Annotated in this window: 12 protein-coding genes; 9 read left to right on the plus strand and 3 right to left on the minus strand. The window is 44.2% G+C overall.

From position 1 onward, the window contains the following. The first annotated feature begins 153 nt into the window (after window positions 1-153). A complete protein-coding gene (adhE, locus tag IGI78_RS02400) occupies window positions 154-2,745 on the plus strand; it encodes a bifunctional acetaldehyde-CoA/alcohol dehydrogenase (RefSeq protein WP_008376050.1) in 2,592 nt (863 codons plus the stop codon). 246 nt (window positions 2,746-2,991) lie between these two features. Here the strand turns inward: adhE and IGI78_RS02405 are convergent, their stop codons facing one another. Beyond that, window positions 2,992-4,524 carry an alpha-N-arabinofuranosidase gene (locus tag IGI78_RS02405; protein ID WP_195265312.1) on the minus strand — a complete coding sequence of 511 codons (1,533 nt, stop codon included), beginning with the start codon at window positions 4,522-4,524 and terminating at the stop codon, window positions 2,992-2,994. Between the two features lie 101 nt (window positions 4,525-4,625). Here IGI78_RS02405 and IGI78_RS02410 point away from each other — a divergent pair, with 101 nt between their 5' ends. Both IGI78_RS02410 and IGI78_RS02415 read left to right on the plus strand, forming a co-directional pair. Next, a complete protein-coding gene (locus IGI78_RS02410) occupies window positions 4,626-5,393 on the plus strand; it encodes an AraC family transcriptional regulator (protein ID WP_015508907.1) in 768 nt (255 codons plus the stop codon). 91 nt (window positions 5,394-5,484) lie between these two features. After that, on the plus strand, window positions 5,485-5,970 hold the full coding sequence (locus IGI78_RS02415; protein WP_195265310.1) for a hypothetical protein: 486 nt from the start codon (window positions 5,485-5,487) through the stop codon (window positions 5,968-5,970). Window positions 5,971-6,218: 248 nt separating this feature from the next. Here IGI78_RS02415 and IGI78_RS02420 read toward each other — a convergent pair whose 3' ends face one another. After that, a complete protein-coding gene (locus IGI78_RS02420) occupies window positions 6,219-8,054 on the minus strand; it encodes a DUF2264 domain-containing protein (protein ID WP_195265309.1) in 1,836 nt (611 codons plus the stop codon). A gap of 169 nt (window positions 8,055-8,223) precedes the next feature. Between IGI78_RS02420 and IGI78_RS02425 the strand changes: the two genes are divergently transcribed. Together IGI78_RS02425 and IGI78_RS02430 are read left to right on the plus strand one after the other, a co-directional pair. Then, complete coding sequence (locus tag IGI78_RS02425; RefSeq protein ID WP_195265307.1) at window positions 8,224-9,072, plus strand: hypothetical protein; 849 nt, start codon at window positions 8,224-8,226, stop codon at window positions 9,070-9,072. Beyond that, entirely contained in the window at window positions 9,069-10,736 is a 1,668-nt protein-coding gene (locus IGI78_RS02430) for a heparinase II/III family protein (protein WP_195265305.1), read from the plus strand. Before IGI78_RS02425 ends, IGI78_RS02430 begins: the two co-directional genes overlap by 4 nt. A gap of 59 nt (window positions 10,737-10,795) precedes the next feature. On the opposite strand, the gene IGI78_RS02435 is transcribed toward IGI78_RS02430, so the two are convergent. Then, window positions 10,796-11,839: a LacI family DNA-binding transcriptional regulator gene (locus IGI78_RS02435; protein WP_195265303.1), complete on the minus strand. Its 1,044-nt coding sequence runs from the start codon at window positions 11,837-11,839 to the stop codon at window positions 10,796-10,798. Between the two features lie 178 nt (window positions 11,840-12,017). Between IGI78_RS02435 and IGI78_RS02440 the strand changes: the two genes are divergently transcribed. From IGI78_RS02440 to IGI78_RS02455, 4 genes are read left to right on the plus strand one after another with little or no spacing between them, the layout of a single operon-like run. Next, complete coding sequence (locus tag IGI78_RS02440; protein WP_195265301.1) at window positions 12,018-12,440, plus strand: hypothetical protein; 423 nt, start codon at window positions 12,018-12,020, stop codon at window positions 12,438-12,440. Further along, window positions 12,403-14,244 carry a DUF2264 domain-containing protein gene (locus IGI78_RS02445; RefSeq protein WP_195265299.1) on the plus strand — a complete coding sequence of 614 codons (1,842 nt, stop codon included), beginning with the start codon at window positions 12,403-12,405 and terminating at the stop codon, window positions 14,242-14,244. The genes IGI78_RS02440 and IGI78_RS02445 overlap by 38 nt, the downstream gene beginning before the upstream one ends. After that, on the plus strand, window positions 14,228-15,379 hold the full coding sequence (locus IGI78_RS02450) for a glycoside hydrolase family 88 protein (RefSeq protein WP_195265297.1): 1,152 nt from the start codon (window positions 14,228-14,230) through the stop codon (window positions 15,377-15,379). The genes IGI78_RS02445 and IGI78_RS02450 overlap by 17 nt, the downstream gene beginning before the upstream one ends. 45 nt (window positions 15,380-15,424) lie before the next feature. After that, window positions 15,425-16,696, plus strand: coding sequence for an ABC transporter substrate-binding protein (locus IGI78_RS02455; protein WP_369907765.1), 1,272 nt, complete (start codon window positions 15,425-15,427; stop codon window positions 16,694-16,696). Window positions 16,697-16,771: the final 75 nt, after the last annotated feature.

Raw genomic sequence — 16,771 nt, forward strand, 5'->3', positions numbered from 1 at the left:
TTGAAAGCTCTTGAAAACGCTTAATTTGAGGGGAGTTTAATAAAACTGTGAAAAAAATCACAAAAACTATTTACAAACAAAAAAAGATGTTGTATGATCTGTATGTGAAGTAGTTAACAAACAAAACATGTTTAAAAACTAGGAGGACAAACAATGGCTAAGACATTGGAAAAAGAAGTGACGATCGACGTACAAGCAATGATCGACGATTTAGCAACGAAGGCAAATGTGGCGTTAAAAGAAATGGAAAGCTTTGATCAAGAAAAAGTGGACCACATTGTTCATGAAATGGCAATGGCAGCATTAGACAAACACATGCCTTTAGCTAAAATGGCAGTAGAAGAAACTGGCCGTGGTATCTATGAAGATAAAGCGATCAAAAACATGTACGCTTCAGAATATATTTGGAACAGTATCAAACATGACAAAACAGTCGGCGTGATCAATGAAGACAAACAAAAAGGCTTGATCGAAATCGCTGAACCAGTTGGTGTCGTTTGTGGGGTAACACCAACAACCAACCCAACATCTACAACGATCTTTAAAGCAATGATCGCTTTGAAAACACGTAACCCAATCGTCTTTGCTTTCCACCCATCTGCACAAAAATGTTCAGCAGAAGCTGCACGTATCGTTCGTGATGCAGCCATCGCTGCTGGGGCACCTGAAAACTGTGTGCAATGGATCGAACATCCATCAATCGAAGCGACTGGCTTATTGATGAACCACCCAGGAATTGCGATCGTATTAGCAACTGGTGGGGCAGGCATGGTCAAAGCAGCATACTCAACTGGTAAACCTGCATTAGGTGTTGGACCAGGGAACGTACCTGCATATATCGAAAAAACAGCGAAAGTGAAACGAGCAGTCAATGACTTGATCGTATCAAAAACCTTTGATAACGGAATGATCTGTGCCTCTGAACAAGCAGTGATCGTTGATAAAGAAGTCTATGCCTCTGTGAAAGCAGAATTTGAAGCACATCAAGTCTATGTTGTAAAAGCAAAAGAATTACAAAAACTTGAAGATGCCGTGATGAACGAAGGGAAATATGCCGTAAATCCAGCAATCGTTGGACATTCAGCAATGGATATCGCGAAATTAGCAGGCATCAACGTACCAGAAGGAACAAAATTATTGATCGCTGAACTTGACGGTGTCGGTGCTGATTACCCACTATCAAGAGAAAAACTTTCTCCAGTTTTAGCAATGATCAAAGCAAACAACACAGAAGACGCGTTCGAAAAATGTGAAGCAATGCTTGATTTAGGCGGATTAGGCCATACAGCGGTGATCCACACTGAAAACGAAGACTTGCAATTAGCCTTCGGCCTACGCATGAAAGCTTGCCGTATCTTAGTTAACACACCATCTGCAGAAGGTGGTATCGGAAATATCTACAACGAAATGATTCCATCATTGACACTTGGTTGTGGTTCATACGGGAAAAACTCTGTATCACGAAATGTTTCTGCCGTGAACTTGATCAACGTGAAAACTGTAGCGAAACGGAGAAATAATATGCAATGGTTTAAATTGCCACCAAAAATCTTCTTTGAAAAGAACTCTCTAATGTACTTGGAGAAAATGGAAAACGTTGAACGTGTCATGATCGTTTGTGACCCTGGTATGGTTCAATTCGGCTATTGCGATACAGTTCGTGAAGTACTTGCTCGTCGTAAAAATGACGTGAAAATCGAAGTCTTCTCTGACGTAGAACCAAACCCATCAACAAACACCGTTTACGCTGGAACAAAAATGATGGTTGATTTCAAACCAGATACAGTGATCGCCCTTGGTGGTGGATCAGCAATGGATGCTGCCAAAGGCATGTGGATGTTCTATGAGCACCCAGATACTTCATTCTTCGGCGCGAAACAAAAATTCTTAGATATCCGTAAACGGACCTACAAGATCGACAAACCAGAAAAAACCCAATTCGTTTGTATCCCAACAACGTCTGGTACTGGTTCTGAAGTAACACCATTTGCGGTTATCACTGACAGTGAAACACACGTGAAGTACCCATTAGCTGATTACGCATTGACACCAGATGTTGCAATCGTTGACCCTCAATTCGTAATGTCAGTACCTGCTTCTGTTACAGCAGACACTGGAATGGACGTTTTGACTCATGCGATCGAATCTTATGTGTCAGTAATGGCATCTGATTACACTCGTGGATTGAGCTTACAAGCAATCAAGTTAGTCTTTGACTACTTAGAAAAATCAGTGAAAACACCTGATATGGAATCTCGCGAAAAAATGCATAATGCCTCAACAATGGCAGGTATGGCCTTCGCCAATGCATTCCTAGGTATTTGTCACTCAGTAGCCCACAAAATCGGTGGTGAATATGGTATTCCTCACGGACGTACAAATGCGATTCTTTTACCGCACATCATCCGTTACAATGCCAAAGACCCACAAAAACATGCAATGTTCCCTAAATATGACTTCTTCCGTGCCGATACAGATTACGCAGACATTGCGAAATTCTTAGGTCTTAAAGGCAAAACAACGGCTGAATTGGTTGAAGCATTGGCAACAGCTGTTTACGAATTAGGACAATCTGTTGGTATCGATATGAGCTTGAAAGCGCAAGGCGTCACTCAACAAACACTAGATACAACAGTTGATCGCATGGCTGAATTGGCTTACGAAGACCAATGTACAACAGCAAATCCAAAAGAACCACTAATTTCTGAATTGAAACAAATCATCGTTGATGCCTATAACGGCTAAACAATGAATCAAGAACACCCTGCGGTATCTTAGCTGCCGCAGGGTGTTCTTTTGTCGTCTCTTTTTTTGAAAAAGTAAGCCGACAGTTGCCGCCTTTTTGCCCAGATCAGTTAAGAATGCGAAAAATAGCAATTAAACAGGGGGGTGGATCATAAAAAAGGAGTGGATGTCTCCACTCCGTACAAGTCTCATTTTTTCAGAATATCACCAAGGCTGCTGCTTTTTTTGCTCAAACAGATACGCTCGTTACTTGCTGACGTTTTTCTTCAAGCGTAGCATCTGGAAGCTTTGTTTTTCCAAGACGACACGCAAAATGCCGTCATTCAATTCCGCTGTTTTTCCATTGACGGGCACAACGTTGTTCGGGGTTGTTTCGGTATTAACGGCATGCAAGTCTGGGTGGTGCAAGACTTGATGGGTAGCGATTTGCAATGAATCATATTGACGCAAGTCGCAAGTGAATTCGTTGGCATCCTGCAAATCCTTATTTACTAAGAAAAAGGTCAAATAGTCATCTTCGTTTTCGATCGCAATGGCATCCACATAAGAAGCTTTTCCGTGGCTGCTATCGAAATCAGCCCCTCGAAGGATGCTGTGCAACACGTGACCGCGACCATAGTTGCTGATCATTTCATAGGGATAAAAAATCGTTTGTTTCCAAGCGGCAGTATCGGAAGTCATGATCGGTGCGATCACGTTGACCAGCTGTGCCATGCAGGCGATTTTAACGCGATCTGCGTGATGAAGCATCGTGATCATCATGCTTGCGACGAGTAATGCATCTTCAAAGTGATAGACGTCTTCTAATTGTGGTGGGTGTTGGCTCCAAGGTTCAATTTTTTGATCCTGTTCATTTGAGTGATACCAGACGTTCCATTCGTCGAAGGAAATATTGATCGTCTTCTTGCTTCGGCGTTTGGCTTTCACTGCATCACAGATTGCTGCGACTTGACTGATGAACTGATCCATTGCGACATTGCTTGCTAGATAATCTTGGCTATCGCCGTTACGGTTGCCATAATATTGGTGCATGGAGATGTAGTCGACTTGATCGTAACAATGACTTAATACTGTATCTTCCCACATGCCAAAGGTCGGCATCGTGAGAGAAGAACTACCACAAGCAACGGTTTCGATCGTTGGGTCCACCAAACGCATCGCTTTGCCAGCTTCTTCTGCGAGACGGCCATATTCATCGGCTGTCTTATGTCCTTCTTGCCAAGGACCGTCCATTTCATTGCCTAGACACCAAAGTTTGATGTCATGAGGATCGGCCACCCCATGGGCACGACGAAGGTCACTATAATAGCTGCCGCCTTTTAAATTGGTGTATTCGATCAAGTTTTTCGCTGCTTCGATTCCTCGTGTCCCAAGATTGATCGCCATCATCGGTGCCGTATTGACTTGTTTGGTCCAATCCATAAATTCGTTTAAGCCGAACTGATTGCTTTCGATTACCCGCCAGGCCAAATCGATTTTTGCTGGCCGTTGCTCTTTAGGGCCGACGCTATCTTCCCATTTATACCCAGAGACGAAATTGCCTCCTGGGTAACGGACGATCGGCACATTCAACTGCTTGATCAAGGCAGCGACATCTTGACGAAAGCCTTGATCATCGGCAAAAGGACTTTCTGGTTGATAGATCCCTTCGTACACACAGCGCCCTAAGTGCTCCACAAAAGAGCCGTAGATCCGTTCGTCGACTGGTGCCAAAATAAAGTGTTTGTCTAAATACATCGTAGTTTTCTTCAATTTTGCAACCCCTTTCTTTTCTTTCATTGTAGCGATAGTCCATGAAAATAAACACTACATTCTGTCTTATTCTATTGACGTTTTGTCCGTTTTCTTTATACTAAAGGCAAGTAGGAAGGAGTGAGAAGTTGAACGTAACCTATTCAGGATTTCAAATGCACAATGCTGTTTCCGATCATATTTATCGACCCTCTGGCTTAAAGCATTATCTTTTCGTGTTGACGTTGTCTCCAATGGTTTTCACTTTTGAAGATGGTCATCAAGAAACTAGTGAAAAAGGTAGCTGCATTCTTTTTCCTCCAACCGTCTATCAAGATTATCGTGGCAAAGAAGATTTTTTTAATAGCTTTGTTGAGTTTCAAACGGATCAGGTGATCGAAGAAACCTATGCGATCCCTTGTAACCAACTGTTCCAGCCGAAAAATATTCAACAAATCAACAAATTGATCCAAAAGATCAATCATGAATCCTTGTTGCCGCAACGGCACACGGAAGAATTGATCGCGGCGTATATGACAAATCTATTGGTCTTACTTGAACGCAATTTTGAAGAAAGCATCCCGCAACCACAAAACGAACACTATCAACTGTTTCAAGCGATGCGGTTGAAAATGTTAGTCAATTGCGAACAGCAATGGGATTTTTACCAGTTTAGCCGAGAGCTTTCCATCGGTAAAAGCCAATTCTATAAGCTCTATCAACAGTTTTTTCATACCACGCCCAAAGAAGATTTATTGCAAGCTCGGTTTCAAAAGTTTTTTTATTTACGCAGCAACGAAACGCTGACGATTCGAGAGGCGGCGTTTCAATCTGGTTTCCAAAATATCAACCATTTTAATCGACTCTTTGCGAAGCGCTATGGCTGTGCACCGACAAAGTACCAACAGGAGCAATAGGCAGGTCTGATCGGTAAAAACACAGAAAAAAGTCCGACGAATTCTTGACGGATGCAAGAGAAAACGGGACAATGTCATTAGGAGGTGGCGTATGGATATAGAAATGATCGTAAGCGAACTTTCTAAACGTTCAAGCGAATTGGAAGCGCTACAAAGGAAATTGAGTCAAAGCCAATTAATGAATAATGAAGCGGCAAAAACGTTCATTTTTGACTTAAAGGATTATTTAGATAGCTTAAAGCTCGTAACGGATTTAGTACCGTCAGCGGCAACTACCGCAGCGGAAGTTGACCAGTTGTCGTACGTCTTAGGTGAACAAAATCAAAGCATCCAGCAGCTGCTGGTCATTTTGGAAGAAGCCGAAGCAAATGACGACCAGCGCTTTTTTGGCAAAAGTGCGGGAGAAGTGCGGCGGATGATTGGCAGTCTGACTGGGATTCTGGAACTAAACGGTCTGTTGCTGCAAGACAATCGGGGCTTTCAGCAAGTCGTGAAGGAAACTGGACCGCTTCAGATGACTGAAACAAAGGAAGTCCCTGAGAAAAAAGGGTTTCTCCAAAAGCTTTTCGGGAAATAAGCACTGATCGTCAATCAAAACATGGATCACTTGTACCAAAAAAACGGCACTTCACAATGCGTGAAGCACCGTTTTGTGGTACAAGTATTTTTTTGCTTTTTGCCAATAGAAACGGAGGGATCAGAAGGTACCGACGCTGAAACGTTAGACCGAAATCGAACTTCTGGAAGCGGTACATTCTTCAATCCTGTAAATCAGAAAGGTGTTTTCGGTAGCTTTTCTACTAGCATTTGCCAATCATTTTTTTGCTAGTAGCTAAGCTGAATGGTTTTTCTCTGATCCCCTTGGCTCATTGTTATTTTGTCCGCTGTGATAGTGACATCAAAGGGTGGGATCTGATCAGAAAAGGCATTGCCTAAACACGCAACGAGCCATTCCTGTTGTCCGGCGAGAACGGTTTTGCTTATTTGAGGGATGACTGTTCGACTATAAAGTAGATTCGTGTTGGGTTCTGGCATCAAGAGGGCACCCTCTTGATGCGTCGGGAAGGTTTTGATACCGACACAGCCAACCGAGCTTTGATAAAAGGTGCCTTCTTTACTAGAAAGCGCAGCACCATCAGCTGGTGCTGCAAAGCTGCCATTGACCAGTTGCAACCTTCGATCCGTTTGAATCCGATGGTAACGCAGATGCCAAGGATACATCGGAATCACAAAGGTTTCGATGACGACCTGCTCGTAGGGGCGCCAGCGACTATAGACGTAGTCATCTTCAATCGCAAAGGCTTCGTAACCAAAAGCTGTTTTAAAATCCGTCTGCCCCTCTGAGATCGCCAATGTATTATCATAGGCACCTTGTTTCAATAAAACGGTTGCTTTCGGCACGCTAAACCCAAACGTTGTCGAATAGACAAATTTTTCGTATTTGGCATTCCCGTGAGCGTGTTCGTGGGAATGTTGCCCCGCAGTGAAAGCTTGCAATTCTGTCCCTTCTTGGTTATGCACCAAAAGCATGCGACTATGTGGATTGCGCACCTGTGTGGCAAAGGTTGGCACCTGCTCCTCAAGCGTCCAAAATTCAGCATCCGCTGGGATTGCCAATACACAGAAATTTTTGAAAGCCCAATAAGGAGATCCTGGTGCGTTATAGCCTTCAGCCATATTTAGGTTGGGGTAGGCATAGCCAATACTTAAAAAGCCTTCTTGCGTAAAGATTGGTTGACGGAACCAGTAACGCATGTTTTGTAACAGTAAATATTTTCCTTCGTTTTTGGTGAAACCCTCATATTCTATATCGGCGAAAGCCCCGACGGCAAAGAAACTTGATTGCGCAAACCGATACGTTAGACTACGACCAAAAGGCAATGCCGCACCGGTTTTCGTGAACCACTGTTTAAAGGAATGAGCGAACGTAGTGGCTCTTTGACGGTAGCTAAACTGATACAGGCATTGGGAACGACAGGTAAGAACACTGTAAAGGAGTCCGTAGTATTGCATCCCAAAAGGAATATAATAGTCGATTTGGTTTTCATAGCCATCAAAATACCAGCCGTCTACTAAGTAATACCTCTCGATCTCTTCTTGATCAGCCAAAAGGGTGGTTTCTACAAAAGGCAATGCCGCCATTTCAAAGAAGGTATTGACTAAAATCCGAAAGAAGAGCCAATTGGTTTTAGGAATCGTATGCTGATTGATCTGATTGAGCCAATCAAAGAGATTCGTTTGCTCTCTTGGTGTGAGGCGATCCCAAAAGACGGGTTTGGTAAAAATCAAATAGCTAGCAAGGGCACCCATTTCCACAAATAATTGGTCATAGTCATGTAATTTTCCCCAGTACTCCTGAGAGGTCGGGGTGGTGCCTGCAACGATCCCGGCATTGGCTTGTTGAAAAAGTTTTGGGTAACGAAGACACGCTTCTTCTTGGCTGAACAATGGGCCCAATCCCCAGAGTGTCCGTAAAAAGCCTTCGATGTCACCCTTTTCCTGAGTGTACACCGCTCCTGAATTTCCTAGGTGGACCCTCCCGGGAGTTCCTTGTTGTGCCATACATTCGTATACGGGAGTGACCAGATCAACTAGGGCCTCTTCAAGATCGGTTTTGGTTCGAAGAGGGTTCTTACTTAATGCTTCTTGAAAGTTTCTCATGCAAACAGCTCCTTTTAGTTGTTATTTTACTTTATTTAGTAAAATAAAGAAATGGAAACTGTTGCATTTCGTGATTTTAAGTAAAAAAATAGTAAAAAATCGCTGGAAACAGTTACATTTTTTTGTCGACATCGCTATAATGGAGAAAATACGAGAGGAGCTACATGCAATGACCCAGATTTCCTTAACGATTTATGACCAAAAGCATCAAGTAAAACAAGGCAAACGAACACCTGAAAGTGAACCTACCCTTCTGCAAGCGACGGCGGAAGACTTTGTCACGTTGGCATCCCAAGAGTGTTGTTACGAGGACGGAGATAAAATCGTTGTCTCGCTCTCACGCAGTGGACAATTTGTGTGGGTCACACTCGATGAAACGCTGGCGACTACTTTGGTGTACATCAAAGGCAACGAGTGGATCTACCCCGTACATCTTAGTGAAAATGCCAAAGAAGCCGCGCCAGAAGGCCGTTTTGCTGGGAAAAGCCATTATTTGAGTGTGCGGGTAGCAACAAAAGAAGAACTAGCGGCTTACCGCAACGTCGCCTTAAACCCTCATGATCAAAAAGAATTCTTGGGTGCCTATCCGCATGCCCATGCCAATGTTGAAACAAGAGATGATGCGACGTTTTTCGCTTGTAACGCCATTGATGGTATTTTTGCCAATACGTCTCATGGCAATTATCCCTATGGCTCATGGGGGATCAATCAACAAGTAGATGCCGCTTTGACGATCGACTTTGGTCATGAGGTCCGCATCGACCAATGTGCGCTTACGTTACGGGCGGATTTTCCCCATGATAGCTATTGGCAACAAGTCACGTTGGCGTTTTCCGATGGGAGTCAAGAAATCTTGCAGACGGTCAAAAGCAGCCAGCCTCAACGGTTTTCTTTCCAGTCGCGAACGGTCACTTGGGTGAAATTGTATGAGCTGATCCAAAATGACGATCCCTCACCATTTCCAGCGTTGACCCAAATCGAAGTCTTCGGATGCTCTATTCAGGAGGAAAACGCGTGAATCCAGCAGATGTAAAAGAAGAAATTTTACAGGCGGCACAGGCTTATCTTGACACTGGTGAGATTCCCTATTTGCCTTATCAAGGCTATCAAGAGTATCTCGAATCGGGGAACCGTGTTGCCTTCGAAACCCATTATTTTGCCCGCCGACGGATGTTGGTGGTTTTAGGACTTGCTTATGAAATTGAGCGTAAGGCAGCGATCAAAGTGTTGCTGGAACAGGTGATTTGGGAAATCTGCATTGAATATACATGGTGTCTGCCAGCGCATCTGCCGATTGTCGATGGCCAGTTTTCTTCGCAAGCGCGCCACACAGTCGATCTTTTTGCAGCTGAAACTGGGCAATCCTTAGCAGAGTTGTTGATGTTGGTTGGGGGAGACCTTTCACCAGTCATCACAGAACGAGTGTTGTATGAGATCAATCAACGGCTTTTTTTGCCCTTCGAGGAGCAAACCTGGGAGTGGGAGACAAAAGAGAACAATTGGTCCGCAGTTATTGGTGGCTGTCTTGGAATGACGGCGCTCTATGTATTGCCGAAAAAAAGCGAGCGACAATTGCGGATGATCAAACGATTGGATACTGCAATGCAAAGCTATCTCAACAGCTTTGGCGAAGATGGGGCTTGTGTGGAAGGTGTCGGATACTGGGCGTATGGGTTTGGTTATTTTCTGTATTATGCGCAATTGTTGGCAGAAGTATTGCAAGAAGATACCTACCTAAAGCAGCCTAAAACCAGAAAAATTGCTGCTTTTCCTTACTACACGATGATTTCTCCAGGGCATTACATTCCTTTTTCTGATTATTCGGCGATCGAACTGCCTAGTGGCTTGGTCAGTTATTGCTACGAGCATTTGGGCGTGGCGGTTCCCCAATTATCGGGGGTCAGTCCGTTAAATTTTGATCCTTGCTACCGGTTTGCCCACAGCTATCGAAATTTGTATTGGCATAACGAAGCGATCACACGAGAAACGAATGCCTCGTATCATCACTATTTTGAACAAGCGCAGTGGTTCGTTGCAAAAGATGTGCAGCAGGATCTCTTTTTTGCTGCCAAAGGGGGGAGCAATCAAGAAAGCCACAATCATCTAGATGTCGGTCATTTTGTCTTAGGAACGACGGAGGAGCTGTTTCTGACGGACCTTGGTGCTGGTGAATACACCAAAGAGTATTTTGACGAGAACACGCGCTATCACTACTTTCCCGCAGCCGCAATCAGTCATTCGCTGCCGATCATCAATCAGCACACCCAACGCGCAACTGCCGAGGAAGCAACGGTGCTGCAGGTCAATGACCAGCGATTTGACTTAGACCTCAGTGCGTTCTATCCGAAAGCAGCGGTCACTGAATACCAGCGGCGCTTCGTTGTCTCGCAGCAACAAGTAACGATCGAAGACCATTTTGTCTTTGACGAGCACCAACCAAAGAATCTGGTGGTGGAAAACTTTATTACGAACATACCACCAATGGTGCAAAATAAGACCGTTCAACTAATGACAAAAAAAGCATGCTGTGTTCTTGGTTTTACCAGTGATAAGATCCAAATACAGCCAGTCACTTATCAAGATCACCATGGTGGACAGGCACAAGCGTATTTGATCCAAGCCGAATACGCGCTTGAGCAGACAGGGGAAATCAAAACGACCATTAAAATAAAAAAAGGGTGAGAAGGATGCGGTGCTTCCTTGCAATGACGTTGATCAATGCAAGAAGACACCGCAGCTTCTCAGCCTTCTTTTGGTTTTGCGGTAGATTGACGAATCACCAGCTGTGTACTTAAAAAGATGCGTCTGGCGATCCCAGGATTTTCGATGCGGTTATAGAGTAGCTCTAACCCCGTTTCACCCATCTCTTCAGTAAATGCTTGGACCGAAGAAAGGGGTGGGGAGACATAGCGGGACACCGAAATATCATTGATGCCCATAACACTGATGTCTTCAGGAATCTTGATTCCATAAGCCGTTAACGTATGGATGACCCCGATCGCAAAGGCATCATTGGCTGCCAAAATCGCAGTCGGCAAGCGGTCTTGCCACAAAGCCAATGCCTGCTCCGTTAATTCTTCCCCCGTTTGGACATCCAACCGACTATTTTCTTTCACGATGAAATAATCCTCATCAAACAGCTGATAATGCTGCATCATATCGACATAGGTGTTGACCGTTGGCGTTTTGTACCGCCGATACCCATACATATTTTGACTTTCCTCGGCGCCGATAAAGGCGATTTTTTGATGACCAAGTCCCATCAAGTGAGAAAGAGCCAACTCGGTTGCTTGCGTAAAATCGGTATTGACAGAATCGTAGTCATCCAGTGGAAAGTTACTGCCAATCACACAGAGGTTGGGGTGTAGCTCATGGAGTTTCTTGACCCGCTCTTCTGTAAACTTGCCGATTGCCAGTAAGCCATCGACGGACTGGATCACTGACTCATCAAGGTTGGAGATTTTTAACAGATCACAACCCAGTTCGGCGGCGCGTTTTTCCACACCCAAACGAATCGACATATAGTAAATGTCTTCTAATTCTTCATCATCCATCCGCCACTGAACGATCCCGATCGATTTGTTGTGTTTTTTTGGTACATCCACTGGTAGTTCACGCTGCTTTTGCTTGTTTTTGTATTTCGTATAATTTAGTTTTTCAGCTGCCTCGAAAATCTTTCGTTTGGTTTCTTCGGTCACTGAAAGACTAGGATCGTAGTTCAGAACCCGTGATACGGTTGATATTGATACCTCAGCTATGGTCGCTATGTCGGTAATCGTAGCCATAGAATCCCTCCTCCAATGCTTCTCCTCTTCAGTATATTTCTTTTTAGTAAAAAAACCAAGAGAGAAATTGCTCTCAAGTAAAAATTTTACTTTTTTTAGGAAAAACTATTGATTATTTTCCTAAAAAAAAGTATGATTTGAAATGAAGAAAGCGTTTTAAAAAATGAGGGTGGCATGAATGAAGTGGTTTAATTCGTTATTTATCCTGGGTCTACTTATAGGGTTGACTGCTTGTTCTCCAAATGAAACAACGCAGACACAAGCATTTTCTCAAAGCAGCGAAAAGCAATTAAAAGAACGAGCGCTTTGTTATTCTGACGAAGATTTTTCGCAAGGTGTCGTCCCGTTGCATGAATTCGTGAAGTTATCTGGCACCATCGTGAAGAGTGATGCGAAAACAGCAGATATTGAGAAAGGAGATCGATTTATTTTAGAAACAGCGGCTGGACAGTACCAAGTATTCAATGTACAAAGTCAACAACTGAAACTGCAAGAAGTGGTGACGATCTACGGAGAATATTATGGGTTTATTAAAGCGACATTGATTGAAAGGAAGGATGCGGATGCAATCACAGAAGCTGCAGCAATTGAAAAAGAATAAATTTGAAAGTTATGAAGATGTAGCAGCCGGCTTCAAAACGATCATGGATCAACTCAAACCCGCTTTTGCAAGCAGTCGTCCTGGTCATTTGGCTTTAGGCAGCCATGGGACTGTCTATGAGAAAGAGGTACAGGAACTTGAAGCGTTCTTGCGACCGCTTTGGGGACTCGCGCCTTATCTAACCCAGCAAGAAGATTCATTCATGGAAACCTATCTCTCAGGAATTATTGCGGGTACAGATCCAGAGAGTCCCGATTATTGGGGTGTTGTGGAAGACTTCGACCAACGAATCGTGGAAATGGCTTCGCTAAGTACCTTTTTACTATTAAACAAGGAAAAAACGTGGGATGTTTTATCCCAACGCCAAAAAGATAATCTCCATGCGTGGCTGATCCAAGTCAATCAACGAGAAATTCCCGCAAACAATTGGCATTTCTTTCGGGTTCTCGTCAATGTAGCCATGAAGCGTTGTGGCAGCAGCTTTTCCCAAGAAAAGATCGATGCTGACTTGGCATTGATCGAGACCTTTTATTTAGGGGAAGGATGGTACTGTGACGGAGTAGCCACTCAAATCGATTACTATGTATCTTTTGCGATCCACTACTATAGTCTTCTGTACTGTCGATTTGTCCCTGAGGATCTTGAAAGGGGAAGGAAGTTCAAACAACGAGCCACCGAGTTTGCTCAAACCTTCAAGCATTGGTTTGCAGCAGGTGGAGCTGCCGTTCCTTTTGGTCGAAGTTTGACGTATCGCTTTGCGCAAGTTTCTTTCTTCAGCGCATTGGTTTTTGCGGATGTTGAAGCATTGCCATGGGGAGAGGTCAAAGGGTTGATCAGTCGTCACCTGCATCAGTGGATGCAGCAAGACATTTTTACTTCCGAAGGGATACTGACGGTCGGCTATTCGTACCAGAATCTGATCTTTGCCGAAGGCTACAATGCACCAGGTTCACCTTATTGGGCGTTAAAAACCTTTCTTTTGTTAGCGGTACCAAAGGAGCATCCCTATTGGCAAGCCACCCCAACGCCATTAGTGATCACTGAAAGAACACTGGCTCATCCCATCAGTAAGAACTTTTATCAACACAATCAAGACTTGACGCATGCCTTGATGTTTCCTGCAGGACAATGTATCAACTATCAAAGTCATGCCAGCAGCAAATATAGCAAATTTGTCTACTCAACGACGTTTGGCAATAGCGTGCCCAAGAGCAATTATTGGTTTTATGAAGGAAATTATGACAACACTTTGGCTTTATCAGAAGATGACCATTACTTTCGCACCAAAGGATTGGATCGCCAGTATCAGCTTTTACCTGATCGGATCATTCATGAATGGAATCCATGGGAAGACGTCCAGATAAAAACAACAATCATTCCACTGATAGGCAGTCACCTTCGCATTCATGAGATCAATTCTCAGCGCGCCCTTTCTTTCTATGAGGGTGGGTTTTCATCACCGAAAGAGGCAACTGCCATCACTGAAAAAACCGCAAGCAGCGCTGCGGTACGAACATCGATCGGCTATTCGAGAATCGAGGCAATCGCTGGCTATGAAACGAGCGATGTCTTACGAACGGAGCCAAATACGAACCTCTTATATCCTGCAACGTGGCTGCCGTATTTAACTGCTCAACGACAAGCGGGAAAGCACCTGTTCGTTTCCCTCGTCATCGGCTTGCTTCCACAAGAACAAGAACAAGCAGTGACCGTCGAAGTGACAACAAACAACATTACGATCAATCAATCCGGACATATGATCCAGGTTGAGCGAATAGGAGGAAAAAATGGAAACCAGCTATGACGTACAGCTATCACAATGGGTAGCCGAGCAAATCGACTTCACCGTTAATCAAGTAAGAAAGAATACTAAGACCTTTGACACGTTGGTCCCACCTGCAGCAAGTGAACAGCTTGTCTATCGACCAGAAGCCAACCATGATTGGACGGCGAGTTTTTGGACTGGCATGTTGTTTTTGAGTAAAGAACTGACGGGATCAACAGAATTTGATGAAACCATCGAAAAACAGCTGCACTCTTTCCAAGAAAGACTGGAGCAAAAAATTGGACTAGAAACCCATGATATCGGGTTTTTGTATAGTTTGACTGCGATTGCCGACTATCGAGTGAACGGACGGGAATCTTCGAAAAAACTCGCGATTGCCGCCGCCGATCTATTGATGGCCCGTTACTCACCCAAAGCCCAAATCATTCAAGCGTGGGGCAATCTCGATGATCCGCAACAACGGGGGCGCATCATTATTGATTGCTTGATGAATTTGCCACTATTGTATTTTGCTTCCCAAATGACGGGGGATGAATCCTACAAACAAGCAGCCTATGCTCATGCCAAGCAGACCCAGAAATACATCGTGCGAGACAACGCCACGACGTACCACACCTATTACTTCGACGTTGAAACTGGAGCGGCGATCGGCGGCAATACCCAACAAGGCTATGCCGATGATTCCTGCTGGGCGAGAGGGCAAGCGTGGGGAATCTACGGATTTACGCTGAGTTACCTTTACACCGGTGATACCAGTTTCTTGAAGACTGCTCAAGACCTTGCGGATTACTTTATTGCGGAATTACCGGCGGACAAGGTCAGTTATTGGGATTTAGTGTTTAACGATGGTAGTCAGGAAGAAAGGGATAGTTCGGCCGCCGCCATCGCAGTCTGTGGCTTGCTAGAACTGGCGAAACATTTACCGATCACGCAGCCAAACCAAGCCGCCTATCAGGAAAACGCCTTGGCGATCTTGGCGTCGTTAGCCCAAAACTATACAACGATCGACCATCCCGAATCAAACGGACTTTTGATGCATGGGGTTTATGACAAGAATTCCCTTAAAGGGGTCGATGAATGCATGATCTGGGGCGATTATTATTATATGGAAGCGCTGATGCGGGTGTCACAAAGTTGGTATTCCTATTGGTAGTTTTAGGGGCGACCCTTTAAAAAAATGTTTAATGGAGGAATGAACATGCACTTTTTGAAAAAAAGTTTATTAGCAGCAACGATGTTTGGGACGATCGCAGCCTTGGCAGCGTGTGGAGGCGGAGCGACAGATGATTCCGCTGCTTCTGAAGATGGCGACATCAAATTGACCGTAACCACTTGGAATTACGATACGACACCTGAATTCGAAAAACTATTCCGTGCCTTTGAAGAAGCGAATCCGGGCATTACCGTTGAACCTGTCGATATTGCTTCAGATGATTATGATACCAAACTGACGACGATGCTCTCTTCAGGAGATACGACAGATATTTTGACCATGAAAAATTTACTTTCTTACTCTAATTATGCGTTGCGGGACCAATTGGTGGATCTCACCGACCATATCGGATCATTAGATATTGCCCCAGCGCAAGAAAGCTATGACATGTATGACGTAGAAGGCAAAACCTATGCACAACCGTATCGGACGGATTTTTGGGTCTTGTATTATAACAAAAAAATGTTCGATGAGGCAGGTTTAGACTACCCATCAAACATCACCTGGGACGAATATGAGGAGCTTGCCAAGCAGCTAACAAAACCAGACGAACAAATTTATGGTGCGTATCAACACACGTGGCGTTCCACTACCCAAGCGATTGCAGCTGCCCAAAATGGCGCCAACTTGATCGATCCTCAATACGACTACTTGGAAGCGTACTATGATCGTGCATTGCGGATGCAAGACGAAAAAGCGCAAATGGACTTTGGAACAGCAAAATCAACGAAAGTTACGTATCAATCACAATTTGAAAATGAAAAAGCAGCCATGATGTACATGGGAACTTGGTATATGGGAGCGTTGATGACCAATATCGACGATGGCAAGACAGATGTTGAGTGGGGCATTGCGGAAATGCCGCAAAATGAAAAAGGGGAAGTAACGACATTTGGTTCTCCAACTGCTTTTGCCATCAATAAAAATTCAAAACATCAAGAAGCTGCGCAAAAATTCTTAGACTTTTGTTCTGGTGAAGAAGGCGCCAAAGTATTAGCAGAAGTCGGTGTCGTTCCTTCGTATAAGACTGACGCTATTGATGAACTTTACTTTTCCCGTGAAGGCATGCCCGCCGATGAAGTATCGAAAAAAGCCTTCAATCCAGAAACCGTCGCGATCGAGTTTCCTGTCGATGAAAATGGACCAGCGATCGACAAAATCTTGCAAGAAGAACATGACTTGATTCTTGTAGGGGATGAAACACCAAAAGAAGGCATTGCGAATATGGAAAAAAGGGTGAAATCTGAAACAGAATAGTCCTAACGAGAGAAGGGACTTGGGCAAAAAAGTTCCTTCTCTTTATTAATGAAAGGGGGCCTGCTGGCAAGCAGC

The sequence above is a fragment of the Enterococcus sp. DIV1767 genome (assembly GCF_050542585.1).
Taxonomy (GTDB): domain Bacteria; phylum Bacillota; class Bacilli; order Lactobacillales; family Enterococcaceae; genus Enterococcus_D; species Enterococcus_D innesii.